General features: G+C 53.1%; 24 protein-coding genes. 11 read left to right on the forward strand and 13 right to left on the reverse strand.

All coding sequences use genetic code 11. The annotated features are described in order from the left end of the window. The first annotated feature begins 85 nt into the window (after positions 1 to 85). Positions 86 to 1,576 carry a DUF3300 domain-containing protein gene (locus tag L2731_RS01860; protein ID WP_249251591.1) on the forward strand — a complete coding sequence of 497 codons (1,491 nt, stop codon included), beginning with the start codon at positions 86 to 88 and terminating at the stop codon, positions 1,574 to 1,576. 120 nt (positions 1,577 to 1,696) lie between these two features. On the opposite strand, the gene L2731_RS01865 is transcribed toward L2731_RS01860, so the two are convergent. Together L2731_RS01865 and L2731_RS01870 are read right to left on the reverse strand one after the other, a co-directional pair. Beyond that, a complete protein-coding gene (locus L2731_RS01865) occupies positions 1,697 to 2,209 on the reverse strand; it encodes a YgjV family protein (RefSeq protein WP_249251592.1) in 513 nt (170 codons plus the stop codon). Between the two features lie 114 nt (positions 2,210 to 2,323). After that, complete coding sequence (locus L2731_RS01870; RefSeq protein WP_239851646.1) at positions 2,324 to 2,902, reverse strand: Crp/Fnr family transcriptional regulator; 579 nt, start codon at positions 2,900 to 2,902, stop codon at positions 2,324 to 2,326. 168 nt (positions 2,903 to 3,070) lie between these two features. Here L2731_RS01870 and L2731_RS01875 point away from each other — a divergent pair, with 168 nt between their 5' ends. Beyond that, positions 3,071 to 3,421: a putative quinol monooxygenase gene (locus tag L2731_RS01875; protein ID WP_239851647.1), complete on the forward strand. Its 351-nt coding sequence runs from the start codon at positions 3,071 to 3,073 to the stop codon at positions 3,419 to 3,421. Between the two features lie 62 nt (positions 3,422 to 3,483). Here L2731_RS01875 and L2731_RS01880 read toward each other — a convergent pair whose 3' ends face one another. From L2731_RS01880 to L2731_RS01915, 8 genes are all read right to left on the reverse strand, one after another. Next, positions 3,484 to 4,548 carry a M43 family zinc metalloprotease gene (locus L2731_RS01880; protein WP_249251593.1) on the reverse strand — a complete coding sequence of 355 codons (1,065 nt, stop codon included), beginning with the start codon at positions 4,546 to 4,548 and terminating at the stop codon, positions 3,484 to 3,486. Positions 4,549 to 5,077: 529 nt separating this feature from the next. After that, positions 5,078 to 5,863: a hypothetical protein gene (locus L2731_RS01885; RefSeq protein ID WP_249251594.1), complete on the reverse strand. Its 786-nt coding sequence runs from the start codon at positions 5,861 to 5,863 to the stop codon at positions 5,078 to 5,080. 147 nt (positions 5,864 to 6,010) lie between these two features. Further along, positions 6,011 to 7,228 (reverse strand): NADH:ubiquinone reductase (Na(+)-transporting) subunit F, encoded by a 1,218-nt coding sequence (gene nqrF / locus L2731_RS01890; RefSeq protein WP_249251595.1) that lies wholly within the window; start codon positions 7,226 to 7,228, stop codon positions 6,011 to 6,013. Between the two features lie 41 nt (positions 7,229 to 7,269). Then, complete coding sequence (nqrE, locus tag L2731_RS01895) at positions 7,270 to 7,878, reverse strand: NADH:ubiquinone reductase (Na(+)-transporting) subunit E (protein WP_041509220.1); 609 nt, start codon at positions 7,876 to 7,878, stop codon at positions 7,270 to 7,272. Between the two features lie 4 nt (positions 7,879 to 7,882). After that, positions 7,883 to 8,506: an NADH:ubiquinone reductase (Na(+)-transporting) subunit D gene (locus tag L2731_RS01900; RefSeq protein ID WP_011866503.1), complete on the reverse strand. Its 624-nt coding sequence runs from the start codon at positions 8,504 to 8,506 to the stop codon at positions 7,883 to 7,885. A 1-nt stretch (position 8,507) separates the two neighbouring features. Further along, the gene (locus L2731_RS01905) at positions 8,508 to 9,278 is read right to left on the reverse strand and encodes a Na(+)-translocating NADH-quinone reductase subunit C (RefSeq protein ID WP_249251596.1); all 771 of its coding nucleotides are present in this window, start codon (positions 9,276 to 9,278) and stop codon (positions 8,508 to 8,510) included. A gap of 108 nt (positions 9,279 to 9,386) precedes the next feature. Further along, positions 9,387 to 10,601, reverse strand: coding sequence for an NADH:ubiquinone reductase (Na(+)-transporting) subunit B (locus L2731_RS01910; RefSeq protein ID WP_220060257.1), 1,215 nt, complete (start codon positions 10,599 to 10,601; stop codon positions 9,387 to 9,389). After that, positions 10,601 to 11,962: a Na(+)-translocating NADH-quinone reductase subunit A gene (locus L2731_RS01915; protein WP_249251598.1), complete on the reverse strand. Its 1,362-nt coding sequence runs from the start codon at positions 11,960 to 11,962 to the stop codon at positions 10,601 to 10,603. The genes L2731_RS01910 and L2731_RS01915 overlap by 1 nt, the downstream gene beginning before the upstream one ends. A gap of 483 nt (positions 11,963 to 12,445) precedes the next feature. On the opposite strand from L2731_RS01915, the gene L2731_RS01920 reads away from it, so the two are divergent. Both L2731_RS01920 and L2731_RS01925 read left to right on the forward strand, forming a co-directional pair. After that, positions 12,446 to 13,735, forward strand: a complete 1,290-nt coding sequence (locus tag L2731_RS01920; RefSeq protein ID WP_249251599.1) for an O-acetylhomoserine aminocarboxypropyltransferase/cysteine synthase family protein — start codon at positions 12,446 to 12,448, stop codon at positions 13,733 to 13,735. Between the two features lie 177 nt (positions 13,736 to 13,912). Further along, entirely contained in the window at positions 13,913 to 15,025 is a 1,113-nt protein-coding gene (locus L2731_RS01925) for an HD domain-containing phosphohydrolase (protein WP_249251600.1), read from the forward strand. Positions 15,026 to 15,154: 129 nt separating this feature from the next. Here L2731_RS01925 and L2731_RS01930 read toward each other — a convergent pair whose 3' ends face one another. After that, positions 15,155 to 15,910: a putative porin gene (locus L2731_RS01930; protein WP_041509214.1), complete on the reverse strand. Its 756-nt coding sequence runs from the start codon at positions 15,908 to 15,910 to the stop codon at positions 15,155 to 15,157. Between the two features lie 239 nt (positions 15,911 to 16,149). Further along, positions 16,150 to 16,881, reverse strand: coding sequence for a DUF599 domain-containing protein (locus L2731_RS01935; RefSeq protein WP_249251601.1), 732 nt, complete (start codon positions 16,879 to 16,881; stop codon positions 16,150 to 16,152). 382 nt (positions 16,882 to 17,263) lie between these two features. Between L2731_RS01935 and L2731_RS01940 the strand changes: the two genes are divergently transcribed. The 4 genes from L2731_RS01940 (at position 17,264) to rsmS (ending at position 22,319) form a co-directional block, all read left to right on the forward strand. Further along, positions 17,264 to 18,808, forward strand: coding sequence for a S41 family peptidase (locus tag L2731_RS01940; RefSeq protein WP_249251602.1), 1,545 nt, complete (start codon positions 17,264 to 17,266; stop codon positions 18,806 to 18,808). Between the two features lie 5 nt (positions 18,809 to 18,813). Next, positions 18,814 to 19,206 carry a hypothetical protein gene (locus L2731_RS01945; RefSeq protein ID WP_249251603.1) on the forward strand — a complete coding sequence of 131 codons (393 nt, stop codon included), beginning with the start codon at positions 18,814 to 18,816 and terminating at the stop codon, positions 19,204 to 19,206. 392 nt (positions 19,207 to 19,598) lie between these two features. Then, positions 19,599 to 21,992 (forward strand): TonB-dependent receptor plug domain-containing protein, encoded by a 2,394-nt coding sequence (locus tag L2731_RS01950; protein ID WP_249251604.1) that lies wholly within the window; start codon positions 19,599 to 19,601, stop codon positions 21,990 to 21,992. Positions 21,993 to 22,133: 141 nt separating this feature from the next. After that, positions 22,134 to 22,319, forward strand: coding sequence for a pleiotropic regulatory protein RsmS (gene rsmS / locus L2731_RS01955; protein ID WP_249251605.1), 186 nt, complete (start codon positions 22,134 to 22,136; stop codon positions 22,317 to 22,319). A 183-nt stretch (positions 22,320 to 22,502) separates the two neighbouring features. On the opposite strand, the gene L2731_RS01960 is transcribed toward rsmS, so the two are convergent. Then, on the reverse strand, positions 22,503 to 24,332 hold the full coding sequence (locus L2731_RS01960; protein ID WP_160794303.1) for a S8 family serine peptidase: 1,830 nt from the start codon (positions 24,330 to 24,332) through the stop codon (positions 22,503 to 22,505). 356 nt (positions 24,333 to 24,688) lie between these two features. Here L2731_RS01960 and L2731_RS01965 point away from each other — a divergent pair, with 356 nt between their 5' ends. The 3 genes from L2731_RS01965 to L2731_RS01975 all read left to right on the forward strand — a co-directional run bounded on the left by L2731_RS01965 (position 24,689) and on the right by L2731_RS01975 (position 26,307). Further along, positions 24,689 to 24,937, forward strand: a complete 249-nt coding sequence (locus tag L2731_RS01965; RefSeq protein ID WP_249251606.1) for a hypothetical protein — start codon at positions 24,689 to 24,691, stop codon at positions 24,935 to 24,937. Between the two features lie 81 nt (positions 24,938 to 25,018). Further along, complete coding sequence (locus L2731_RS01970; protein WP_249251608.1) at positions 25,019 to 25,726, forward strand: tRNA (adenine(22)-N(1))-methyltransferase; 708 nt, start codon at positions 25,019 to 25,021, stop codon at positions 25,724 to 25,726. Between the two features lie 44 nt (positions 25,727 to 25,770). Further along, positions 25,771 to 26,307 carry an NUDIX domain-containing protein gene (locus tag L2731_RS01975; protein WP_249251609.1) on the forward strand — a complete coding sequence of 179 codons (537 nt, stop codon included), beginning with the start codon at positions 25,771 to 25,773 and terminating at the stop codon, positions 26,305 to 26,307. The last annotated feature ends 19 nt before the right edge of the window (positions 26,308 to 26,326 follow it).

Genomic DNA, 26,326 nt, shown 5'->3' on the forward strand with positions numbered 1-26,326 from the left:
TGTGCCAAATGGCTTTCAGCTAATGTTCATCTTGGGTCTTTTATTATCTGAGTAAATCCAATGAAAGATAAGCCTAGGAGACGTTATGAAAAGCATCAGACAATGGACTTTGCTCCTGCTCATTGCCCTTTCACAGTCACTGCTTACCCCTTCGGTGTCGGCACTCGAACGGGCAGAAGACGCTGTTCAGGAGATCCAATTTAGCGACGCCGAGCTGGCACAGATGCTGGCCCCTATCGCCCTGTATCCCGACAGCCTACTCACCCACATCTTGATCGCCTCCACCTATCCACTAGAGGTGGTGCAGGCCAATCGCTGGCGCAACAAACACAAGTCGTTAGCAGGCGCCGAGGCGGTTAACCGCGCAGAGAAACAGGACTGGGATCCCAGCGTTACCGCCTTGGTCGCCTTTCCCGATCTGCTGCAACGCCTGAGTGATGATCTCGAGTGGACCCAGAAGCTGGGCGACGCCTTCTTGCAAGACGAGGGCCGGGTGCTGGACAGCATTCAGCGCCTGAGACAGCAGGCCGAACGCGCCAACGCCTTCGACGAGATGGAGAATATGAAGGTGACTAAGGTCAACCGCCAAATCGTCATCGAGCCTGTACAGCGTGAGGTGATCTATGTGCCTTACTATGACACCCGAGTGGTCTACGGTCATTGGCACTGGTACAACTATCCGCCTGTATATTGGGCCTATCCGCCCCGTTACAGCCGATACTATCCTGGTCATATTTCGGGCCACTTCTACTTCAACAGTGGCATACACATTAGCTTTAACTATTTCTTCAGCGCCTTTAGCTGGCACAAGCGTCATATCGTGGTGACCCATCACCATCATACGACCCGCTACCGTCCACATAACCGAATCGTGACCAGCAGCGGCGCCCAACGTTGGCACCACAAGCCGGTGCACAGACACGGGGTGGCGTATCGCTCGCCTAAGGTTAAGGCCCGCTATGACAAGTATCGCCCTAACCGCTATGACGTGAAACATCACAGCAGTGTGGAGCGCTATTCCAACTCGAATAAGGCTAAGCCGAGTCAGGGTAAACACTACAACGCGGCGCAGATCCAGGCGCGCCGCGAGCAGAACTTCCGCCACAAGCTGAGTGATGCACGCGGCCAGAATGACCGTCATCAGGACGGGCACAAGGCGCAGACCAAGTACTATGAGAAGCGCGACAGGCTCAGCCTGAAAGATAGGGCTAACCACTCATCCAGTACGAAAGCCAATAACAGGGCTAAAGACTGGAACAAGGATAGGCGCCATCAGCCAGTCAAGAGCCATCAGCGCGAGGTCAAAAGCCATCAGCCCAAACAGTATCAGCGAGAGATGAAGAGCCATCAGCGAGAAGTGAAGAGTCATCAACCGACTAAGAGCCATCAACCGACTAAGAACCATCAGCGTGAAAGGAGTCATCAGCCCCAGAGCTATCAAAGAGAGAGGAGCCATCAGCCCCAGAGCTATCAAAGAGAGAGGAGCCATCAGCAGGTGAAGAGCCATCAGACCAATAATGGTCGCGGCGCCTCATCTCACAACCAACAGGGCCGAACTAAGCAACGTGATAACTAAGCGGTAAGTCGCTAAATAGCTAAGAGGGAGCTCGCCTACGTAAAGAGCAAGCATTAAGGCGGTGACAATCACCGCCGTCACTTTTTTCGAATCAGTTCAGCAATACTCGGATCTCGCACCTTAATCTACCAGCCTAGGCCGCCACGGCAAGCCATAGAAACGATAGTAGCCCACCAGATTACTGCCGATAAACAGCAGCTCCATCAACACTGCCGTCGGTGATCCCGCCAGATAATTGTTCACCAGCCAGATACTGGTTCCCACTATCATCAACTGCCGCAGCCGCTGATCGCTTCGACAAAAGGCGGCGATTGTCTGGGTGCAGCTGCCGGCAAAACTGATAAGGCTCAAGGGACCGGCAAAGGTAAGCAGGGCTATCAGGCTATTGATACTCAGAAACAGCCAGAGCAACCGCCTCGAATGGCTGAAAACCGTCACCAGATAGCGAATAGCGGCCACTAGCATCAGCCCTGCGGCCGTCCATTGTGACAGGAGGGCAAAGTGCAGGCTGCTCAGTATCCCCGACAGCGCGAGACAGAGCACTATATGGCGCTTGTGCTTGAATTGAAAAGAGAGAATGTCTGTCACTATGGCTATTGCGATCAGACACTGGGACAGGAAAAATACCGACATATACAACCTAAATTTCAGCAAGCTAAAGATGGCGGCAGTATGTCGCAGGCTGTCGATGCGGCGCATTAACTTAAGATAAGTCGAGGCGATTTTACGGCATTTACCTCGCTAAACTCAGGCCAGCCTGGCCTTGAGACGCGACAGGCTCACGGGCGTGATGCCGATATAGCGCGCGAGTTGTAGGTTACTCAGTCGCTCGACCCACATAGGCCTGTGGTTGACCAGATAGAGGTATCTCTCCTCCGGCCGTTTAAGCAGCAGGAAGGCCTCCTTCTCCTCCTTATAAAGCAGCTGCTGGCTCAGCAATGCAATCAGCACAGGCTGCCAGCTGGCCTGCTTAAGCTGCGCGAGGGAGAAGCGCACTAAAGTCACATCTGTCGCCGCCTCAAGCTGATAGGGCGCCACATCACAGGTCAGCAGGCTGTGGTAGAGCAGGCAGAGCTCACCCTCGAAATAAAACTCTTTCGAAAACAAACCGCCACAATCGCCATAATGCTGTGCGCCCAATATGCCATCGACGATGTAATAGCCATGCTCCTGGCAAGCCCCCTGGTGCAGTAGTATCTCCCCTCTGGGCGCTCGAATGCATTTGGCTAGGCTTAGCGCCTCAGTGCATTCATCATCCCCCAGTCCAAGCAGGCGAAGACACTCGCCAAAACTTGTCAGGGCATCTTTCACCAATCTCTGTGCCACTTAGCCTCCTCGGCGATCTGTTAAGGCAGTGATGATAACACTCCCTGACGGCCCTGAATAACCAACAGCATATCAATACAATGCCTACTTTAAGCCGCAGCCTTTTTTGGGCTAGACTCTGAGTTCACTCGTAATTTTACTTAGTTTTTAGCCAGCGGAGAGCCACAGATGTCAACACGCGTATTTGTCATAGCCCAGTTTCGCCCCAAGGCGGGAAAAGCCGCCGAACTCTTCGAGGTGCTCAAGGCGCTCGAGCCAGATTCACTGCGGGAACAGGGATGCATTCAGTACATTCTTACCCGCCAGATAGACCATCCGAGTGCCAGCCGCACAGACTATCCTATCGTCTTCAACGAGATCTGGACCGATGGCGAGAGCTGGGCGGCACATGGCCGCCGCCAGCAAATTCAGCACTTCTTCGAGACTCAGGTCAGCGCTCCCGACGGCCTGGTGGATGATGCCATAGTGACCGCCTATACCGACGAGGGCTATGAGTACGACGCGCCGGTATTTGCCTGAACAGCATATTCAGCGACATAAAAAAACGCAGCCTAGGCTGCGTTTTTTAAAGCTGTAACGTTTTAGTTAGCCACGCCTGTGGCCGCCAGATTTTGCGCCGACCAGAGAGTCACGCGGGCCTGACTGTCGAGGCCATTTACCATGCGTGCCACCTGATCTTGGGTGAAGTTGGCATATTGGTCTGAATAGGCCATGAAGTTCTGCCAGTTGATGGTCTGCCCCATACAGTTGACTATGCCGCCATCGCCTGGATTCATCTGCCAGCTGTTTTGCTGCGGGGTATCGCAGTTCTCATCCCCAGAGGTATCGCAGCGTCGCTCGAAACCGCGCTTACAACCTCCCTCGAAGGTATGGATCAGATCCAGGAAGTGGCCAAACTCATGGGTCAACACAGAGCGGAAATTCTCATCGGTATTGCTGCCAAGATAGGCACCGTTGTAGGTCACACGGGCCAGGCCCTCGTCAGACATAGTGGTATCCGGGTACCAGGCCACCCCAGAGTTATTGGTCACGCCATCGGCATAGAGATCGTTCTGAATGTAGACATTCATGTACTTGTAGTTATCCCAGTGATCCCGCTTCACGTCCGAGCTGGAATAGTTACCCGCCCCGGACGACGCCGGATGATAGACGATCCCCGAGGTGGGATTGCCATCGGGATCGATACTGGCTAGGCGAAACTCGATATTCAGCGCCTGCTTCACCCCCTGGAACTCGGCATCTATGTCGGCAAAGTCGGCGGTTTGTCCCTGAAAATCTTCGTTGGTCTTGTTCAGCGCATCGATGATCACCGCATCTGTCACCGTCTTACCGTTAAACTGGCTGCCGTACACATGGAAAACCACGGGGATCACGTAGCTTGGGGTCGCCGACAAGGCCAGCGCCGCGGGGGTATCTCCCGTCGAGGCGCTATCGTCAACCGGTTTAGCCATGGCACGCTTACGCTCAAACAACTTGGCATGGCGGGCCTTGGCCTCAGCCTCTGCGGCCGGGAAATTACGATAATGCTGAGCGTTGATCTCCCCCGCCTTACAATGGTCGGCGGCAAATTCCGGCTGCTTGGCGCTAACGCCGGTACCGGCGGTTAACAGAGCGGCCAAGATAGATAGGGTCAATTTGTTGGTCATGTTATTCGTCACTCTTATTGTTAGTGTGTGGGTAAATCACCTTTCCCTGGCGTATTCGTTTCCCTCTATTTGAATAACAACATTACCTATCGAGATAAAATATTCTGTATACAATATACTCAAATAAAATTAAGAGTAAACCCAAATGTGAATATTTTGTAAAATACGAATCACACCGATGGCACTCGCTAGCGACGCTTAGGTCGCTGCTTACCACAAAGATAAAAAACTAAAAATTGCTCGAATAAGCAAAGGGATATATTGATGAGATATAGCAGGCTAACGAGCCGTTAGCCTTTGCCAAGTATAAATTTATCCATCTGATTTGATTTAGAAAACTGCATTGAACGAATCTGTTATCCTTCAAACAAAGTCGCTTTTAGCGCTCTTTCAAAAAAGGTGCCACGAATCCCCCAAAATAGGGCTAATGGGCGAATGAATTGACCGAGACGGCTGGCTAAACCCTAACAGCAAAGCTAAACCCTAACAGCAAGCTAAGCCGTTATAGCCAACCACCATCGAATCGGCCCTAGTACCCCGTCTGGTCGCCAGCCCTGGCCCTTAGCAGTTTAAACTTATGAAAGCCCAGATTTCTCAGCCTTTGCAGATCGAAGTCTATCATCCCTTGCATCTCACGGGCCTTAAGATCTTGGGAGCACTTAAACTCGCCCCCCTGCCCCTTATTAAACTTAGAGATAGACTTGTAACAGATGCGCGCCGGGCAGGTGTAGGCACAACCTGCATTGGCAAACAAACGAATGCGATCTTTCTGCGCCAAGGCCGCCAAGAAGGCCTCATCATCATTGAGCACCATAGGCAGTACCAGGGTATCGTACAGGCCAAAGGCTTCCTCGATCTGCTCTGGTTTAAGCAAGTTTTTAATCACACTCGCCTCTATATCATAGTCCGGGTACTCCTGCTTGATCCAGTAGGCCAGATCATCGTTTGTGCAGATAATCGAGTTGCGTTTGTGATGATATTTGGCAAACAGGGGGCGATTGGCGTCGAACTCTTCCTTGGTGGCAAAGTGGTTGGTAAAGGGGATCCTGAGCCCGATTCCATGATCGGCCAGCAGACCCGTATCCCGCTCGGACAGCTGGCGCATCAGATAAAAACGTCCGCCATATAGGGTCGATGGCTCGACGAAACCAAACACGCTCTCTACCTGCCCAAGGGGCACCGCGGCAAAGTGTTGTTTAAGAAACTTAATCACCGACTGATGATCCGCCTTGCCCCGCGCGGAGATGGTATAGGTACTCTTGGGGGTATTGCTCTCGGGGGTATTGGTCTCGCAGCTCTCTGGCTTATCACTCATATCATTGCTTCGTTAACCTTTAGATAACAAAACAATATAAAGCTATGCCTCCCAGACCACTATGACACAGATCAAATAGCGACCCGTCCCACCTCGACATAAAAAAACGCAGCCATTGGCTGCGTTTTATCTTAGAAAGACTCAGGATTAATCGCCGAAGTCATCCAGTAGTATGTTTTCCTGTTCAACCCCTAAGCTTTCCAGCATGTTGATCACCGAGGAGTTCATGATCGGTGGGCCACACATGTAGAACTCACAGTCTTCCGGCGCCTTGTGATTCTTCAGGTAGTTCTCATAAAGGACGTTATGGATAAAGCCCGTGTAACCGTCCCAGTTATCCTCGGGAAGCGGATCCGACAGCGCCACATGCCACTCGAAGTTGTCATTTTCCGCCGCCAGCGCGTCGAACTCCTCCTGATAGAAGATCTCACGGCGTGAACGGGCACCGTACCAGAAGGTCATCTTACGCTTGGTCTGCTCACCCTTTAGCTGGTTAAAGATATGGGAGCGCATCGGTGCCATACCTGCACCACCACCGATGAACACCATCTCGGCGTCTGTCTCCTTAACGAAAAACTCACCAAATGGCCCAGAGATAATCACCTTATCGCCAGCCTTGAGGTTAAAGATGTAGGAAGACATCTTGCCCGGTGGCAGGCCTTCAGAAGGTGGCGTGGCGATACGCACGTTCAGCATGATCACCCCTTTCTCATCCGGGTAATTAGCCATAGAGTAGGCACGCAGCACATCTTCATTTACGCTAGAGACCAGATCGAACAAGCCATACTTTTCCCAGTCGTCACGGTACTCGGTCGGAATATCGAAGTCGCTATATTTCACCTCATGAGCCGGCGCTTCAATTTGAATATAACCGCCCGCCTTGAACTTAACATCTTCCCCTTCGGGCAGCTTGAGCAGCAGCTCCTTGATAAAGGTGGCCTGGTTATCGTTAGAGATCACCTCACACTGCCACTTCTTGACGCCGAAGATCTCCTCTTCCAGCTCAAGTTCCATGTCGGTCTTCACCGCCACCTGACAAGCCAGACGACAGCCCTCTTTGGCCTCTTTCTTGTTGATATGGTCGCGCTCGGTAGGCAGGATATCGCCGCCACCCGACTTAACCTTCACCCGGCACTGACCGCAGGTACCACCGCCACCACAGGCTGAAGGAATAAAGATATCCTTGCTCGCCAGGGCTCCCAGTAGCTTGTCACCTGCCGCCGTGGTTATGCTCTTGTCATCATCATCGTTGATGCGGATGCTCACGTCACCGTTGATCACCAGCTTGCTCTTGGCGACTAAAATCACCATCACCAGCACACACACCACTATGGTGAACATGCCTATGCCTATTGCCATTTCCATCTAATAACCCTTTTCTTAATGCACTGACACTAGCACGCCACTTACAGCGAGATGCCGGAGAAAGACATAAAGCCTAATGCCATCAGGCCCGTGGTAATAAAGGTGATACCCACACCTTGCAGCCCCGCCGGAATGGCGTGAAACTTCATCCGCTCACGCAGTCCCGCCAGCAGCACGATGGCCATCGCCCAGCCAAAGCCTGAACCGGTCGCAAACACCACAGACTCACCCAGGGTGTAGTCACGGTTCGCCATGAAGATCACCCCGGCGAAGATGGCGCAGTTAACCGTTAGCAACGGCAGGAAGATCCCCAGGCTGTCATACAAGCTGGGAATATACTTATCCAGAAACATCTCCAGGATCTGTACCAGAGCCGCGATCACCCCGATGAAGGTGATGAGCTTGAGATAGCTCAGGTCCAGCTCGGGATAACCCGCCCAGGCCAGTGCGCCAGGGGCCAACACCTTGGAGTAGATCATCTGGTTCAGCGGCACCGCCAGAGTCATCACCACGATAACCGCAATCCCCAGACCGAAGGAGGTCGACACCTTCTTCGACACGGCCAGGAAGGTACACATGCCCATGAAGAAAGAGAGCGCCATGTTGTCGATAAAAACGGCCTGAACAAATAGATTGATATAGTGTTCCATAGCCTTAACCTCGCTTACGCTGGATAACATTGATGGCCCAGATCAGTAAGCCAATCAGGAAGAATGCACTAGGCGGCAACTTGAACATCTCGTTGGCCAGGTACCAGCCATCGTTCTCCACCGTCTTTAAGATCTCGTGACCAAACAGGGTGCCGGCACCTAACAGCTCACGCACGAAGGCGACGCTGAGCAGGATAACGCCATAGCCCATGGCATTACCCATGGCATCTACCACCGCCAGATGCGGCGGCATCTTCATGGCGAAGGCTTCGGCGCGGCCCATGATGATACAGTTGGTGATGATCAGCCCCACAAATACCGACAGCTGACGCGACAGCTCATAGGCCACGTCCTGCAGCACCATGTCGACGATGATCACCAATGAGGCGATAACAGTCATCTGAGCGATGATGCGCACGCTGTTAGGAATAAAGTTACGGATGCTGGAGATGATCAGGTTGGAGAAGACCAACACGAAGGTCACCGCCAGGGTCATCACCAATGCGGTCTGCATCGAGTTGCTCACCGCCAGCGCCGAACAGACCCCAAGCACCTGCATGGCCACGGGGTTATTGGCGAAAATCGGGCCGGTTAGAATGTCCCGGGTCGCCGTCATACTCTTACTCATCTTAAACCTCCGACGCTTTTAGCTTGTGAAGGAAGGTCTGATAACCTTCGACCCCGAACCAGAACTGCATGGCACGCTGTACGCCGCGTCCCGTCATGGTCGCGCCGCTCACCGCGTCAACGCCATGAAGATCGCCCGCCTTAGCGCCGCCCTTGACCACCTTGAAGGAGACCTGCCCCTTCTCGTCAAACAGCTGCTTGCCCTTAAGCTTGTCGGTCCAGGCCGTATCGTCGAGGAAGTCGCCGATGCCAGGTGTCTCACCATGCTCGTAGAAGACCACGTTTTCTATGGTGTTCAGATCCGGCTTGAGCGCCACATAACCATAGATGATCGACCAGAGCCCCTTGCCATAGATAGGCAGCACCACGGCGTGCAGCTCGCCCTTGTCGTCAAACACCTTGAACACGCGGGCCTGATTGGCGCGGGTCTTGATTTTGGCGATATCTTTCTTCGGCTTGCTCGAGGTCTGCGGATTAATAGCCGCCATACGATCGTCGAAATCCAGCACGTTCGCCTGGCTATCGATAACCCCAGTGTCCAGCTCCACCAGCAGAGGCTTCACAGACTGCTCGAAGATGGCGCGAAAATCTTTGTCGCCGCTGATGTCGATATCGGCGGCCAGCAAGACGTTGCGCTTGAGCTCGTCGCGCTTCTTCACCAACTTACGTTCTTTGAGTACCTCGGCCGTTCCTGTGATCATAAAAGAACAAGAGAGGCAGAGGACGAGTGTGAAGATCATGGTCCCCACAACGGTATCTTTCTTAAATGCCATTAGCGTTGCTTCTCCATAGTGGCGCGCTCTCTGGAACGACGAAACAAAAAGGATGCGAAGATTGACGACCAGAGGTTGGCGGTCTGGATCCTTAACATATGTTCTGACTTATAAGGCATTGCGTTTCAGCCTCCGCTTCATGTTGCTGCGCGCCACCAGGTAATCGAAGAGAGGCGCCCACAGGTTGGCAAACAGAATCGCCAGCATGATCCCCTCAGGCATCTTGAGATTCAGCACGCGGATAAGCACTGTCATGAAGCCGATCAGGGCGCCGTAGGCAAACTTGCCTTGGCGGGTATAGGCGGTAGTCACAGGATCTGTGGCCATAAACATCATCCCCAGGGCAAAGCCGCCGGTGACCAGATGCCAGGTCCAAGGCATGGCGAACATCTCGTTCTTGGCCGAACCAATAAGATTGAACAGCACGGCGGTTGCCACCATACCGGCCATCACACCGGCCACCACACGCCAGTCGGCCAGGCGAGTCAACAGCAGCAACAGGCCGCCGATCAGAATGGCCAGGGTGCTGGTCTCGGCGATAGAGCCGACGGTGAAGCCGAAGAAGGCATCCCACCACAGCGGGTCACTAAAGGCCTGATACCAGGTATAACCCTCGAAACTCATCTTGCCTGCGGCAGTCTGAATCAAGGTTGTCGCTCCCGAGAAGCCATCGACCGCCACAAACTGGGCAATCTGCGCCACCTCGGTCGGGTAAGCAAAGTAGATAAAGGCGTAACCAGCCAACGCAGGGTTAAGGAAGTTATACCCCATGCCGCCAAACACCTCTTTGGCCATGATCACCCCGAAGGTGATGCCAAGGGCCACTATCCACAGCGGTGTCGAAACCGGCAGGATCAGGGTAAACAGCAAGGCGGTGACGAAGAAGCCTTCATGCAGCTCCTGGCGACGCACCTTGGCGAACACCATCTCCCAAAACAGGCTCACCAACAGCGCGGTGAGATAGATGGGCAGGTAGAAGCTCAGGCCATAGCCAAACAGGCCAAATAAACCGCTCTGCTCGCCGAGGCCGCCGGTGATGGCATTGAACGGCAGTAGCTGCCAAACATCGGGCGTGGTCAAGCCAGAAGCCAGCGCCAGCTGCGCCTGCAGACCCAGGTTATAGATACCGAACAGAATCGCCGGCAGCAGACACAGACCCACCAGGGTCATGGTACGTTTTACATCGATCGCATCGCGAACATGCACCTTACCTTTAGTGCTGCGGCCATGGGCATAAAGCAGCGAGCGCAGGAAGCTACGCATCGACGAGCCGTGGGCATAGTAATTCTCTTGCACATCTGGCTTATTGTCTTGCTTACTCATTAACCTTCCCTCTCAATAATATCTAGGCAGATGCGAAGTTCCCGTCCGAAGTCATACTTACCGGGACAGACAAAAGTACACAGGGCCAGATCTTCTTCATCCAGCTCTAGGGCCCCCAGGGCCTGCGCCTCATCTGTGTCGCGCACCACGAGATCACGCACCAAAAGGGTCGGCAGGATATCCAGCGGCATCACGCGATCCAGCTGACCGAAGGCCATCATGGCGCGGTGTGAACCACCGGCGTGAGTGGTGAGGTCGAACAGACGCTTAGTCGCCTTGAAGCGAGAGGTCACGGCGCGGGTGATAGAGAACTTGTCTGCGCCGCCGCGCACCCATGGCAGTAGCTGATGTTTAGCGTCTTCCGCCAGCACAGAGATCTGCTGATGGAAACGGCCCAGATAGTCGTGAACGCCAGCGGCGGTATGACCGGCCAATACAGAGCCAGACACCACACGGTTGCTGCCAGGTTTGATCTCACCCTCTACCAGGGTGCTGAGCTGAGCGCCCAGCTGAGTGCGCAGCAGTCTTGGATTGAGCGCCGTCGGGCCACCCAGGGCCACCACACGATCTGTGTAGAGCTCACCTGTCAGGAACAGCTTGCCGTAGGCGATCACATCCTGATAGCCAAGGTGCCATACTGGGCGTTCCAGACTGGCAGGTGCGATAAAGTGAATATGGGTGCCCACCAGACCTGCGGGATGCACACCGGCAAAACGATGGCTCTCGACACGCGCAAGGTCGGCGCCAGGCAATGCCTCGCCGGCATCGTGACACAGGTGGATCTTGCCAGAGGTAAGATAAGTCAGTACCTCAAGTCCGGCGGCAAAGGCCTCGCGCTGCTCTGCGATGATCACGCGGGGATCGGCCGCCAGTGGGTTGGTGTCCATGGCGTTGACGAAGATGGCGGCAGGTTCGCTATCGAGCAGTGGCACGCGCGAGAAGGGGCGAGTGCGAAGTGCGGTCCACAGACCACTCTCGACCAGGTTTTGCTGTACGGCTTCACGGCTGAGGCGGCTCAGATCTGAATAGGCCTTAAAAGTGACTTGCTCATCGCCCTCGACCTGGATCACCACAGACTGCAACACACGACGCTCGCCGCGGTTGATCTCGACGACCACACCACTGGCCGGTGCGGTGAAACCTATGCCCGGCGCCTTCTTGTCTTCGAACAGGGTCTGACCCTTCTTCACCCGATCGCCGACCTCCACCAAGAGGGTGGGTTTCAGGCCAACATACTCTTCACCCAGGAGTGCCACCTTTGCAGGACGAGCGCAGCAATCTATCTCTTGCCTCGGCTCGCCGGCGATAGGCACATCTAGGCCCTTCTTTATCGTCTTAATCTTGTCTGGAAAACCTGCCATCGCAAACATCAACCGTTACTAAATTGGGATGCCTCATGGTAAAAGTTTGTTAACTTAGATTCCGATATTGAGGTCACATTCCGACACCGACTTGTAACTTAGCAACAGTTTTTCCGCCAGAATTGTGATCCTGATCGGCAGTGAATCCTGAGAACTGTTAACAATGTAGTTTTATAACAATAAAACAGGTAAAGGGGATACTGCTTATTTAGCCGGGGCTAAAACATTCAATTTGGGACGAAAATTGTATGAAATGCCTAGCTTCACCCTGGCCCATTTACCCCCTCTTTGCCCCTGAGGGATAGGCGCGTGAAAAAAGAAGTAAAAGGGGCTATTTAGATAAAGATCGACCGCCGAGCTCCCTTAGTTGAGTCGAACCGTAAACAAATCATCCCATCATAAAAAATTTTAGACATCCAGAAGGCTAAATGCTATGGTCATTTTTCGATCACAGGTTTTCAGTTAAGCGATAGGATGAATTAGATGAAACTCGAATCTCTTGCCCTGCATCATGGATATACCTCGGAAGCAACCACCAAGGCGGCGGCCGTGCCCATTTATCAGACCACCTCTTATACCTTCGACGACACCCAGCATGGTGCCGACCTGTTTGATCTTAAGGTGGCGGGTAACATCTATACCCGTATCATGAACCCCACCACAGATGTGCTCGAGCAACGCCTGGCCGCCATCGAAGGCGGTATCGGCGCACTGGCGCTGGCCTCTGGCATGGCTGCCATCACCTATGCCATTCAGGCACTGACGCAGGTGGGCGATAACATCGTCAGCACCAGTCAGCTCTATGGCGGCACCTATAACCTGTTTGCCCACACCCTGCCTAGACAAGGCGTCGAGGTGCGTATGGCGGCCTTCGACGACTTCGAGGGTCTGGAAGCTCATATAGACAATAACACCAAGGCGCTGTTTTGTGAGTCTATCGGCAACCCGGCCGGTAATATCGTCGACATCGCGCGCCTGGCCGAGATAGCCCACAGGCACGGCGTGCCGCTGATCGTCGATAATACGGTCGCGACCCCGGTACTCTGTCGCCCCTTCGACCACGGTGCCGATATCGTGATTCACTCGCTGACTAAATATATCGGCGGCCACGGCACCACCATAGGCGGAGTGATCATCGATTCGGGCAAGTTCGACTGGGCGGCACAACCAGAACGTTTCGCCCTGCTCAACGAGCCCGACCCCTCATACCATGGGGTGATCTATACCCAGGCCTTCGGACCGGCGGCCTTTATTGGTCGCTGCCGCGTGGTGCCGCTGCGCAATACCGGCGCCGCCCTATCGCCTCAGAGTGCCTTCCTGCTATTACAGGGCCTAGAGACCCTGGCGCTACGTATGGAGCGTCACTGCGACAACGCCCTCGCCCTGGCCAAGTTCCTCGAGCAAGATCCCAGGGTCAGCTGGGTCAACTATGGTGCGCTGGACAACAGTCCTTATCGCGACAACTGCCAGAAGATCACCTCGGGCAAGGCCTCGGGCATCATCAGCTTCGGTATCAAGGCCGAAGATAGCGAGGCGGCCAAGGCGGCCGGCGGACGTTTTATCGATGCCCTGCAGATGATCCTGCGCCTGGTGAATATTGGCGATGCCAAGTCCCTGGCCTGTCATCCGGCGACGACCACCCACAGACAGCTCAACGGCGAGGAGCTGGCCAAGGCGGGGGTATCAGAAGATCTGATCCGCATCTCGGTCGGCATAGAGCATATCGACGATATTATCGCGGACGTCTCTCAGGCCCTGGATAAGGCTATTTAATTTGACGGCCCCAGTTACCGGGCCAACTGGCTCGGTAACTTAACAAGGCTCATGCCCCCTACTCCCTTAAGCCCTTTTTCCTATAAGCCATAGGTATAATGCTATCTCTGCCAATAGCTTGACTATAATGACAATGAGCTAACTTAGCTTAGTCTGGCACCAGCCATGGGAGGGCACATGTACTACACCTCGACGGAGCTCAATCAACACTCCTCTATCATGAGTAAGCTGGCACACCTTCATGCCACCACCCAGGCCAAGCTGCCGCAGATCACCCGCATCGCCGTCGCCCTATTCGACGAAACCACCGACATAGTGCGCACCTTCATCTATAGCGGCAAGCCCTCGCCTCTCAATCACTATCAGGCTAATCTCAGCCGGTGCCACTCCCTGTTGGAGATTGCCCGCTTCAGAGAGGCAAGAATCGTCCAGGACCTTGGGATCTACAGAGACAGCCGACACGAACACGCCATCAAGATCTATGAGGCGGGCTATCGCAGCAGCTATACCCTGCCCCTGCTTTCGGGCAATACTCTGCTAGGCTTTATCTTCTTTAACGGCGACGATAAAGAGGTGCTGGACAAGCGCTGCGTGGAACATCTGGATCTCATCGGCAACCTGCTGGCCCTGATGGTGATCAACGAGCTGAGCGAGGTGAACACCCTGGCCTCGACCATGAAGACAGCCATAGATGTCACCCATTTTCGCGACCCGGAAACCGCCGGCCACCTGAGTCGTATGGCTCACTACTCACGCCTGATCGCCCAGCGTCTGGCGGATGAGAGAGGCCTAAACGATCACTTTATCGAACATATCTTCATGTTTGCCCCCCTGCACGATATCGGCAAGATCACCGTGCCCGACGAGATCTTGTTTAAGCGGGGTCCGCTCACCTTAGATGAGCGCGCCGAGATGCAGAAACACTGTGAATCGGGTCGGGATCTCATCGACAAATTACTCTGTAACTACCGCCTGAGTAACCTGGACCATACCCAGATGCTGCGTAATATCGTGCTCTATCACCACGAGGCGATAGATGGCTCTGGCTACCCCACCAGCCTAAGAGGCGACGAGGTGCCTATCGAGGCGAGAATAGTGGCGGTGGCCGACGTATTTGATGCCCTCACCAGTGAGCGCCCCTATAAATCCGCCTGGACCAATAGCGATGCCTTTGCCGAACTCGAACGCCTATCGGGCAGCAAGCTGGACGCCGATTGTGTCGCCGCGCTCCATGAGGCGCTGCCCGAGGTGCTCAGGATACAGAGTACCTTCGACTCTACCGAGTTCTAGAAGCCGAGGCGCTAAAGCAAAGTAAATGAAATTGAGAAGGGAATAGACTCAGAGCATTAGAGCAAGGGAAAGCAAAGGCCCGCCAAGCCAGGGCGCTGGCAGGCCTAAAACGCTAGCAAGAGGCGGTTATTAGAAACGACCCACTACGCCAAGACCAATGTTCACGCCGTCGAAGTCTGAATCCAACACGCGTGCCACTTGGAAGTTGGCCGAGAAGTTGTCTGAAATACGCAGCCAGTAAGCGGTTCTCACATCGAACGTATCATCATCGTCGGTGTTGGTGTAACCCAGACCCACAGACCAGGCATTGTTCACATACCAATCGGCACCCAGGTTGATCATGTCGTCATCGTCACCATGAGTCCAGCTAGCCTGCAGATCCACACCGGCAGTCGATTGCAATGCGATGTAGCTGCGCACTTTCACACCATAGGTCTCTTCAATACCTTCATCGCCATCGTTATAGAAGGCTGAAACAGCAGAAGAATCGTTGAAGTAGTAACCCACTTCCGCGCCATAGGTGTCAAAATCAAAATGTGCGTAGTCGTGCTTCTGATAGTTCACACCAACAAACCACTTAGAGGCAAACACATAAGTGCCGTCGATACCGTAAGAATCCAGGTCGGCATCATCGAAGTTGCTGTAATGAGCACCCAGGTTAGAGCTCTGCGCCAGGAAGCCGTTTAGGGCATATGGGCTGCTGCTCTGGTCCACAGGCGTGACATAGTAGCGGTAGTTCGCGTTCCAGATACCATCGCCAAACTCTTCAGAGTTAGAGTAGTAGTTCAGGCCGGCTTCGTGTTGAAAGGCGTTGTCCTGGGCAGCGATGGCGCTCATGCTGCTAAGACCAAGAAGAATGGCAACGGCTGTTACTGATTTTTTCATCAATGTATTCCCTTATATTTATGAAGCTAGGAGAATAAAAGACAAAAAATAGAAAGGTGCTTTACACAATCCATTGTAATTTTCTGATATTTATACAAATAAATATCCTGCGCTCTCCTAGCGGCGCTAACGATACGCCATAGTTTAGGAAAAGCGCAATAAAAACTTCATAAAAGCCCAGCGAAACTACATTCACCAAAACTTTAAGCTACACGCAGGTAACAATTGAAACCTAAAGGCTACAATTTGCCTTGTGCCGTTTTCGCCTGCTCACGCTCATCGAGGAGCAACATCCCCTGGGTGATCGCCTGCACCGCCCGCGACTTAAATTCGCGCCGATACAGGGTATAGACCACGACTAGGCTAGCGACGATAAACAGCAGCGGATGGAAGAACCAGCCAAGCACGGCCATCGAGAAATAGTAGGAACGCAGGCCATAGTTGTAGGCGTGGGCCGCCCTGTCCTGCACTATGGCCATCTGCAGCGCATAGGCCTTTAGCTGCTCATCACCACCGCTTTTGTCAACCGGCGTCGCCCCCACCATGACATTGAGAAAACCATACTGGCGCATGGACCAGGTAAACTGAAAAAACGCCATGACGAAGATTAACGTCAGTATGCCGAGCTTCAACTGAATCAACATATGAATCGGCGGTGCCGTCATGGGGATAGAGGCGATCACCGCCTCCAGCCTTTCGACCTGGGCAAACAGGGTCAAGACACCGGCGAGCACCAACATGGTAGTGCTGGCAAAGAAGGTAATATTACGCTCCAGGTTGGCCAGCAGCGCCGCCTCGGCCACTCTTACCTCGCGGCCCAGCAGTTGATACATCCAGTGAATTCTGTGCTGATGCAGACAACGGGCGATACAGTTGGTGTTCTTGGCCTTCTTGCGGGCGAAGCGGGCGTAACCTATCCAGCAGCTAAAGAAACAGGTCACGGCGATAAGGTCGAGCAGATAATCATTCATTGTGGATTCAACTTGTTAACAAGGGTCTGTTTATCTTTCAGGTTTAATTTTTGTTCAATATAAACGCGTTTTGCTCAAGGCGCGTGCTGTGTCGCATAGTTATTCTATGCAAATGGCACGCAACAAGGAGCAGAGCGTGTTTAGGTGAACCCTTCGGGCTGCTAAGGCTCATTTAATCATAGCCCATTGATATTGCAACTCGATTTCCACTGCGCTGCGCACCTATCCCGTGTGATTTTTGTGCAATCATTCTTAGGCTATACCTGCATACAATTCTTAGCTAAGATGGTCAATAAATTGTTACCTCCATGTACAACCACATGAGACCTGTTAACAATTGCAACCCACCAAAATACAAGAGTTTAATAATAAAGGATTATTTATGAAGTCAATCTCAAATACTCTGATCACAAGTCTGATTGCATCTGGCCTCTTGCTCACAGGCTGTGGCGGCGGTGGTGATAGTTCTGGGCCAAGTACAGGCACAGTGAAGTGGGTCGAGGGAGAATTTATCCCCTATGCACAACTGGCCAACCAATGCGATGCGGATCTCAAGGAAAAGCTCTGGTTACGCTCATGGAGCAACGACACCTATCTCTGGTACAGCGAGATCATCGACAGGGATCCGGCCCCTTACCAGGTCCTGGAATATTTTGCTCGCCTAAAAACCGAAAACCTGTCCGCCTCGGGCGAGCCGAAAGACAAGTACCACTACTCTATGCCCACCAGCGAATGGGAACAGCTCAACCAATCGGGCGCGTCCGTGGGTTATGGGATGACAGTCTATGTGCAACAGCGCAGTGACAAGACAGACAGGAAAATCACCGTCGCCTACACTGAACCCAATTCTCCCGCGACCAACGCCAATATCGCCCGTGGTACTGTCGTTGTCAGTATCGATGGCGTGAACGTGAAAGATGCCAGCGACAGTGCCTCGATAGGCATTCTCAACAAGGGCCTGTTCCCGGAGAACCCAGGTCAGCAGACACGCTTCACCCTTCAAGATCTCGGCGCCAGCCAGACACGCGAAGTGGTGCTAACGGCGCAAACCGTGGTCTCGACACCAGTGAAGAATACCAAGGTACTCTCTACCCCATCGGGTACCATAGGCTATATGCAGTTTAACGCTCATATCGCCACCGCAGAACGCGGCCTATTCGATGCCATCAACACACTGGCCAATGCCAAGGTCGACGACCTGGTGTTAGACCTGCGCTACAACGGCGGCGGTTTACTGGCCATGGCCAGCCAACTGGGCTACATGATTGCCGGAGAGCAGGCGACGAAAGATCGTATCTTCGAGAACATTAGCTTCAATGACAAATATCCCACCAAGAATCCTGTCACGGGTGAAACCCTAACACCTCGACCTTTTTACGATAAGACCTTCGGCTTTAACACCAGCCTCTTGTCGAGCGGACAGAGCCTACCCAGCCTCAACCTCTCCCGGGTATATATACTCACTACCGACAGAACCTGCTCCGCCAGTGAGGCGCTGATCAACAGCCTGCGTGGCATAGATGTCGAGGTGATTCAGATTGGCGGTACTACCTGTGGTAAGCCCTATGGCTTCTACCCGACCCCCAACTGTGCAACTACCTACTTTACGATTCAATTTAAGGGGGTAAACGACAAGGGCTTCGGCGACTATTCAGATGGTTTCGTCCCCAGCAGCAGCCCGACGCTGCAAAGCGAAGTGCCTGGCTGTGACATAGCAGATGACTTTAGCCACGCCCTGGGCGATAAAGAGGAGAGCCAGCTAGCTGCGGCGCTCTACTACCGTGACAACAATAGCTGTCCTACCCAGGTAGCAAAAGCGTCCCGTACCCAGGCGAAACCTCAGTTTATCGATGTCGGTTATATGCTGGAAGATACCCGCAATCAAAATATTCTACTCAATAACCGTATCCTGACTCAGCCTAAGTAGGAATTATGATGAAACGCTTAATTCGTATCATGGTCAGCACTATGCCATTAGCGCTCATGGGCTGCTCACTTCAGGCTCAAGACGCTGCTTTGCCAGAACCTGTGCCTGCAATAGTCAGCGAACCCAGTGCCGAGAGTCTGGCCGAGCTGGAAAACGCCATCGCCAAACTGTTGCAGATGAACAAGGTGACCCTGGCGGCAGATGCATTTACCCAAAACAGTCGATTGGCGCTGGAGCGCACTCCCCATACGGATCCTAACGGTCAGCTGTTAATGGGCCGCAGCTTCGAGCTGCCGCAAATAGTGCAGCTTTGGATAAGCGGTGATAAGTGTTTTGTCGCAGATGCCGAGGAGCATCGCAGTGCGCCCCTGACAGTGACTCGCTGCACTCCTGAATAAACGATGTGGAATAAACCAGGCTGAATACAATCAGCCAGGCTATCTGCCCTGAAGATGAGTCTTCCCCACGACGGCTGCTTGCCCAAAGCAGCCGTTTTTTATGGTCAGCAGACTCTTATCTGGTCGCCACCAACCTCATCATCATGGCTGGATGATCTTAATATCCGCCACACAGTGACTCATAGTTCAAAGCCATTAGCAGCCCTCAAGCGTCATCAGGCTCGAGGATTACATTTGGCGAGAAAGGCATTCCCCTCTCTATAGCAGTCCGACTGCCCAATAGAACCGTCGGCAATGAGTTAGTACATATCCTTCTAAATGTAACAATTGTTACAGTGATACTATCCCGCCCTTCTCATTATTGTTTTACATACATTTTATTAAGAGGCCTTATGCGCTTAGCTGTTTCCGCATTAGCAGTGTCATCTGCACTCATCCTTCCTAACGTCCAAGCTGAAGATCAACAAGCCAGCTTCGAAAAAATCGAGATCATAGGTTCACGTATCGCACTGCGTACCGCCACAGATAGCGTGGCGCCGGTGGACATTATCACCGCCGAGCAGCTCGAATCGACGGGGATGACAGAAACGGCTAAAGCTCTGCAATTTGCCGCACCAAGTTACAGCTTTCCATTCTCATCGGTAACCGATGGCTCTGATGCCGTACGCCCGGCGAGCCTGCGTGGCCTGTCACCGGATCACACCCTAGTGCTGGTCAACGGTAAGCGTCGCCACGGCTCGGCATTGGTCCACTTAAGCGGCACTGTCGGTAAAGGCTCCTCTAACGTCGACTTAAACGCCATTCCAATGACGGCCATCAAACGTATCGAGATCCTACGTGACGGCGCATCGGCCCAGTATGGTTCCGACGCTATCGCCGGCGTCATCAACGTGGTGCTAAAAGACAGTGAACAGGGTGGTAGCCTGTCGGCACAAGCGGGCCAAACCTACGCCGGTGACGGTGAACAGTGGCGAGTGGGTGCCAACCATGGTATCGCCCTGGGTGACGATGGCTTCGTCAATGTCTCGCTCGAGGCCCACCACAAAGACAGCACTAACCGCGCTGGGTTAGATCCTCGCCAGCAGTATCCGGAATTGGCCGATGGTTCGCTCGACCCTCGTGAAGCCAGCTTTAATCGAAAGAGCCACCAGGTTGGTGATGCCGAATACGACAACTTAGGCTTGTTTATCAACGCCGCCAAGGCCATCTCAGATAACGGCGAGCTATACGCCTTCGGTGGCGTGAGCAAACGCGAAACCAAATCTGGGGCCTTCTACCGCAGAGCCCTAGATAAGCGTAACTTAACCGAAATTTATCCCGATGGTTTCTTGCCACAGATCAACCCCGACATTATCGACACCTCGATAGTGCTTGGCTATGAATTCAGCCTGGGCGAATGGGATATAGATACCTCCGCAGGCCACGGCGAAAATGCATTTAACTACAATATTGTTAACACATTAAACGCATCTTTAGGCCCCGACAGCCCAACGCAGTTCGATGCAGGCACATTATCGACCCGTGAAACCAACTTAAACATCGATGCGTCACGCTATTTTTCCTTTGCAAATGACTCAGAGATACTCTTTGCCACAGGTATTTCATGGCGCCAAAATGGCTACCAGATCGAGGCTGGCGAGAGTGGTTCCTACATCAATAGTGGTTTTGATAACCGCGCCGCCGGTAGCCAGGGATTTTCGGGCTTTACCCCAGAATCTGAAGTCGACGAGACCCGCAACAACACAGGCGTTTATGTCGAGCTGGAAAACCAGTTAACCGATGATTTTTACTGGGCGGCGGCGCTGCGTTACGAGGACTATTCAGACTTCGGCGACAACACCAGCTGGAAGCTGGCGGGCCGTTATGATTTTACCGACAACTTAGCGCTGCGCGGCACCATCAACACAGGCTTTAGAGCACCTAGCGTGCAGCAGCTGTACTTCAGCAATATCTCTACCCTGTTCAATCCAGATCCTGTCACGGGTCAGTTGGTTCCGACAGAATCGGGTACGTTCAACACCCTGTCACCGGTAACGAAAGGCTTGGGGATCAACGAGCTGGCTCCAGAGTTATCACAATCTTTCAGTCTGGGTCTGGTCTATCGTAACGATGCCGGCCTGGCGCTGACCTTGGATGCCTATCAAATCTCAGTCGATGACCGCATCATCTTGTCGAGCTCAGTCACGCCTGATGATTCACCGGCGGTCGCCGAGGCCTTGGCAGGCACCAATGCCGAGTCGGCGCGCTTCTTCATCAACGCGGTCGATACCCGCACCCGTGGCGTCGATCTGGTGATAAGCCAGGACTTTGATATCGGTTCCTGGGGCGACCTGCAAGCCAACCTGGCCTATGCCTATAACAAAACGGAAATACAAGACATCCATTTCCCGCAGATCTTAGACGGTGTAGGTAAAGAGCTCTTCAATCGTATCGAACAAACCCGTATGACCTCGGCGACGCCAAATAACACGGGCAACCTGGGGCTCACCCATAGACTCGGCGACTTCAAGACTAACATTCGTCTAAGCTACTTCGGCGACTATACTGTGGGTTATTCATCGGGCGACGTAAATTACAGCGACCAGTGGATAATGGATCTGTCGGTGCAGTATGCGGCAACCGATGCACTAAGCTTTACCGCCGGGGCGCAAAACCTGTTTGATGTCTACCCAGAGAAGCGTCCAGACAGCAATAATTTCAATGGTATCTTCGTCTACCCATTAACCAACACCCCGTTTGGTTTTAATGGTGGTTACTTCTTCTTAGAAGCGAAATATACCTACTAATTCATATCCGTTCATAACACTAAAACAGGCCATCTATGGCCTGTTTTTTTATCTCGACCAGCCATCAAGGTGAGAGCTTAGGCAACTTGTCCCCATCGCTGCGCTGTGTGAAAATCGACAACATGCAACTGAGGGGAAAATATGACACAAGCAGCGAATGATTCGGCCAGCGCTAAGACAGGCCTAGATGACGCAAGTGATGAGATTAAACTCGCCGTAGACCTTATTTATCTTCTGGAGAGCCATGAGATTGAGCCAGATGTGGCACTGGCGGCATTAGAGATAGTCAAACAGGACCTACAGAGAAAACTGAGCAAAGGAAATTGAAGAAAGGAATTTGAGCGAGGCTAACAGTTAGCTCCTTACATTCAGGGATTCACGCTTTCACTTGCGGCTCATTCAATACTCCAACTCATTGCTCTCTTTCATTACGCCCATCTACTGCTAATGAATTAACCATAAAAAAAACGCAGCCTAGGCTGCGTTTTTTGTGTTACTCAGGGACACTGTTTAGAAAACAACAGTCTGCTCAGCAGTACAGGTAGAAGTACCTTCGTCACAGGCTTTGTAAACGTAAGTTCCGCCGCCCTTAGTGTTGATGGTGTCAGTGTAGGTGCTGCTTGCCGAAGTGGTCGCAATCTTGCCACCGTCACGGTAAACATCTACGTTTGCACCCGCTGCGCCAGAGAAGGTCAGATCAACTTTCTTGACGCCCTTACTCTTATAACCATTCGCTGAGATAGAGAAATCACCGCCACCGTTGTTTCCGCCACCATTGTCGCCACCGGCACAGCCGTTAGCCGTCAGGTAAGCATCGGCAGCCGCAGCCTGAACGATACCGTAACCAAAGTACTCATCTTTACCCGGCGCACCGCTATCCATGGCTGTCGCCTTCAGCGCCGCACGGATCTCGCTACCGGTACACTGGTTATGGTTAGACCAAACCAGGGCCGCAATACCAGACACGGCTGGCGTTGCCATAGAAGTACCGCTCATGAAGCCGTAATCAGAGGTGCCGATATCCACAGTTGCAGTGCTCGCCGCCAATAGCGCAGCACGATCTTCCTGTGCAGCACCCACTGCTGGGATAGAAGTGGTGTTGGTATCGCCTAGTGTGCCATACAGCATGCCAGGCTCGTTGTTGATGATGATCGCACCGATACCACCAGAGTTTTCACAGTTAGCCACCTTGTCGTGGAAAGAGATCGCACCGCGATCGATCACACAGATGTTACCGTTCGCGCCCGCATCGGTCGCCTCGGCAGTGCCCATGAAATAGGTGTTGCCAGAAACCACACCTGCGTTTTCCATTGCGCTGCTGGCAAATGAAGCGCCATCGGCAGTCAGGTTAGAGGCTGTCGCCATGCCTGCTGGGTAAGTAGACAGTGTATCTACACCACCTGCAGTCACTTCCACACAGATAGTTTCATCTGAAGTCGCCTTAGGACCACGACCCGAAGTACAAGATGGGAACTGAGAGAAATCGGCAATGTTGTTGTTCGCATCGTTCGCGCCCACCATCATGACAGATGGGTAACCAGCTGGGTATGAACGTACGCTGTTACCATCGTTACCCGCCGCAGCAACCACTAGGCCGCCCGCATCGACGAAGGCTTGGAAGGCATTAGATTCGGTAGAGTTTGATCCGCCGCCACCTAGGCTCATGCTGATGATGTTGGCACCGGCTGCGCTACACAGGTTTGTGGCGTGTGCCAGATCAGATGAGTAACCCCAACCTTCGGCGTTAAATACCTTGATGATGTGCATGTCGACGCCAGGCGCCATACCAATTACACCAACATTGTTGTCAGCGGCACCGATAGTACCGGCAACGTGAGTACCGTGTGGACCGCCGTTGACGTTCCAGTTACCCGTACCCGAATCGTTGTCACCTGTGATGTTGTTCCAAACGAAATCTGGGTTAGACGCGTCCAGACCAGAGTCGATGACACACACCTTCATGCCAGCAGCAGCATTGAAGGTCACCTGATCGGCCTGTGACTGATACACGGCGTAAGGTGTAACCTGCTGCGTCATTGGGTTGCCCGCGTCATCGCTGAAGCTCATCAGATGACGACGCTGATCCGCCTCGACTAATTTTACATGTGGGTTATTTAACAGTCCCTTGACCTGGGCCAAATCTTTGCCCGTAAAGGTTGCAGCGATAAAGCCGTCACCATCAACGTGGATCTGTGCGCCTAGCTGCTTTGCCAGTGCCTTAACGACACCCTTACTGCCATTGTCTACCTGGATGATGTAACGATCATCATCGGCAAATGCCTGAGTTGATAGGCCAACACTTAATGCCATTACTGCACTTGCCAACTTAGTTAACTTCATAGAGGTCTCTCCATTATATTTATTTTGTTAAGAGTCTTTTTATTAGAACTTCCCTGAATAGCAAATGCCGCGGTATTTCTCTCTTCAATTGCGACCTGATTTGGCATTTACTACCACACAACAAGGCACAAGCTATCACACCAACTCAAGGGCAACAAGACGTTAACAAAAAATAAACATATGTTGCACATGCGTACAATTTGTTTGGCAGTAGCATTCGCTGGCCAGCTCATTGCCTCACCAGACAAGCGGCTAGGCCATGTATAAAGCCGGCGACACGGCGGGTAAAAGCGCTGTTGCAAAGCGCCAAGGCTGGTATACTAGGGGCTCATTTGCCACCATTGACGACATTGACGATGACAAATAATGCCAAGGCCTCAAGCCAATCGATAGACTTCTCGGCCATCAACAAGAGCACGGCCAGCTCCTTTAACGAGCAGAAGAACCTGATCAAGCGGCTGTTTAAGGGCAACCGGGTCGATTGCCAGACCTGTAAACAACCACTGCAGTTAATCGTACCCACGGAGAAGGCACAAACCGGCCACTACGGCGTGTTTTGTAAGAAGGGCTGCACGGATATCGAGCTAGAAATCGATCTGCTTTAACTTTTGACACCCTAGATCAAGCAACCTATTAAACACCGGCAATGTCGATACAACCGCCATTCCCGGTTACGAGTCTCCCCTTTGAAACTCAGTCAACGCCTCTCTCACCTGCAGGCCATGGTCGATGGCCCTTACCAGCATATCTGGGATTGCTGCTGCGATCACGGCCTGCTCGGCGCCGCCCTGCTTAACAAACAGGTGGCCAGTACCATGCATTTTGTCGACATCGTGCCTGGCATAATGCAGACCCTACAGGGCAAACTCGAGCGCTTCTTCCCACTAAATCAAGATGCCACCAGCCCTCAATGGCGGGTGCACTGTATGGATGTGGCTAAGCTACCGCTGGCGAACTATCCGAGCGAGACGCCGCAGCTGGTGATCATCGCTGGGGTCGGCGGCGAGCTGACCGGCGAGCTGGTGAGCGCGATTCAAGCCAGCGCCGATGCCCTGGGGCAAAGCATAGAGTTTCTGCTCTGCCCCGTGCATCACACCTATCAGCTTAGAGAGAGACTCGATACCTTGGGGCTCAGATACTTCGACGAGCGGCTCATCAGTGATAACCAGCGCTGCTACGAGCTTTTGCATGTGGCGCGCCACGGCAAGCAGCCCATCACGGCGATTGGCGACAGGCTCTGGTCACAGGCGCCATCAGAGTTACAACTTGCCTACCTAAGGCGCCTTTTGAAACACTATCATCAGGTGGTCAGAGGCAGCCAGCTGGATCAGAAACCGCAGCTCGATCGCGCCATCTCAGATTATCAGGCGCAGCTGGACTTGCTTAGCACCTAGCCATTTATCTATGGTATCTTTTTCATCTTCAAGTGAGTCAATTTATGCGTCTGCTGAAATCAACACTACATCCCGACCTTAACGCCGCCACGCCAGAGGAGATAACCGGACTGGGCTTCACACGCCGTGCGGCGCGGGCCATAGTGCTCAGGGGCTGCCAAATATTAATGCTCTACACCGAGCGCTATCACGACTACAGCATTCCCGGCGGCGGTGTGGATGAGGGCGAAGATATTCGCCAGGCGCTACAGAGAGAGCTGGAAGAGGAAACCGGCGCCCATACCATACAGATATTGAGTGAATTCGGCCGCTACCAGGAGTTTCGCCCCTGGCACAAGCCAGGATTCGATTTTGTGCAGATGGAGTCTTACTGCTTTGTCTGCGCCATTGGCGAAGAGCTTGGCGATACTAGGCTCGAGCACCATGAACTGCAAAACGGCATGCGCCCGGTATGGATAGATATTCATGAGGCGATCGCCCACAACGAACACACCATGGCCCACAGCGACAAGAAGGGCCTTTCTGTCGAGCGCGAGACCTATCTGCTAAGACTGATCCGCGATGAGCTGCTCACTAGATGAACTGCTCACGAATTAGAGT

The organism is Shewanella aquimarina, from assembly GCF_023349185.1.
Taxonomy (GTDB): Bacteria; Pseudomonadota; Gammaproteobacteria; order Enterobacterales; family Shewanellaceae; genus Shewanella; species Shewanella aquimarina.

Excerpts from the sequence above, each read along its gene's own strand:
- rsmS (WP_249251605.1), top strand. The coding sequence starts at position 22,134 with ATGACACAAGCAGCGAATGATTCGGCCAGCGCTAAGACAGGCCTAGAT.
- L2731_RS01950 (WP_249251604.1), top strand. The coding sequence starts at position 19,599 with ATGCGCTTAGCTGTTTCCGCATTAGCAGTGTCATCTGCACTCATCCTT.
- L2731_RS01945 (WP_249251603.1), top strand. The coding sequence starts at position 18,814 with ATGATGAAACGCTTAATTCGTATCATGGTCAGCACTATGCCATTAGCG.
- L2731_RS01920 (WP_249251599.1), top strand. The coding sequence starts at position 12,446 with ATGAAACTCGAATCTCTTGCCCTGCATCATGGATATACCTCGGAAGCA.
- L2731_RS01885 (WP_249251594.1), bottom strand. The coding sequence starts at position 5,863 with ATGAGTGATAAGCCAGAGAGCTGCGAGACCAATACCCCCGAGAGCAAT.
- L2731_RS01900 (WP_011866503.1), bottom strand. The coding sequence starts at position 8,506 with ATGAGTAAGAGTATGACGGCGACCCGGGACATTCTAACCGGCCCGATT.
- L2731_RS01925 (WP_249251600.1), top strand. The coding sequence starts at position 13,913 with ATGTACTACACCTCGACGGAGCTCAATCAACACTCCTCTATCATGAGT.
- L2731_RS01960 (WP_160794303.1), bottom strand. The coding sequence starts at position 24,332 with ATGAAGTTAACTAAGTTGGCAAGTGCAGTAATGGCATTAAGTGTTGGC.
- L2731_RS01860 (WP_249251591.1), top strand. The coding sequence starts at position 86 with ATGAAAAGCATCAGACAATGGACTTTGCTCCTGCTCATTGCCCTTTCA.
- L2731_RS01930 (WP_041509214.1), bottom strand. The coding sequence starts at position 15,910 with ATGAAAAAATCAGTAACAGCCGTTGCCATTCTTCTTGGTCTTAGCAGC.
- L2731_RS01940 (WP_249251602.1), top strand. The coding sequence starts at position 17,264 with ATGAAGTCAATCTCAAATACTCTGATCACAAGTCTGATTGCATCTGGC.
- L2731_RS01910 (WP_220060257.1), bottom strand. The coding sequence starts at position 10,601 with ATGAGTAAGCAAGACAATAAGCCAGATGTGCAAGAGAATTACTATGCC.
- L2731_RS01865 (WP_249251592.1), bottom strand. The coding sequence starts at position 2,209 with ATGTCGGTATTTTTCCTGTCCCAGTGTCTGATCGCAATAGCCATAGTG.
- L2731_RS01880 (WP_249251593.1), bottom strand. The coding sequence starts at position 4,548 with ATGACCAACAAATTGACCCTATCTATCTTGGCCGCTCTGTTAACCGCC.
- L2731_RS01915 (WP_249251598.1), bottom strand. The coding sequence starts at position 11,962 with ATGGCAGGTTTTCCAGACAAGATTAAGACGATAAAGAAGGGCCTAGAT.
- L2731_RS01905 (WP_249251596.1), bottom strand. The coding sequence starts at position 9,278 with ATGGCATTTAAGAAAGATACCGTTGTGGGGACCATGATCTTCACACTC.
- nqrF (WP_249251595.1), bottom strand. The coding sequence starts at position 7,228 with ATGGAAATGGCAATAGGCATAGGCATGTTCACCATAGTGGTGTGTGTG.
- L2731_RS01875 (WP_239851647.1), top strand. The coding sequence starts at position 3,071 with ATGTCAACACGCGTATTTGTCATAGCCCAGTTTCGCCCCAAGGCGGGA.
- L2731_RS01935 (WP_249251601.1), bottom strand. The coding sequence starts at position 16,881 with ATGAATGATTATCTGCTCGACCTTATCGCCGTGACCTGTTTCTTTAGC.
- L2731_RS01965 (WP_249251606.1), top strand. The coding sequence starts at position 24,689 with ATGACAAATAATGCCAAGGCCTCAAGCCAATCGATAGACTTCTCGGCC.
- nqrE (WP_041509220.1), bottom strand. The coding sequence starts at position 7,878 with ATGGAACACTATATCAATCTATTTGTTCAGGCCGTTTTTATCGACAAC.
- L2731_RS01975 (WP_249251609.1), top strand. The coding sequence starts at position 25,771 with ATGCGTCTGCTGAAATCAACACTACATCCCGACCTTAACGCCGCCACG.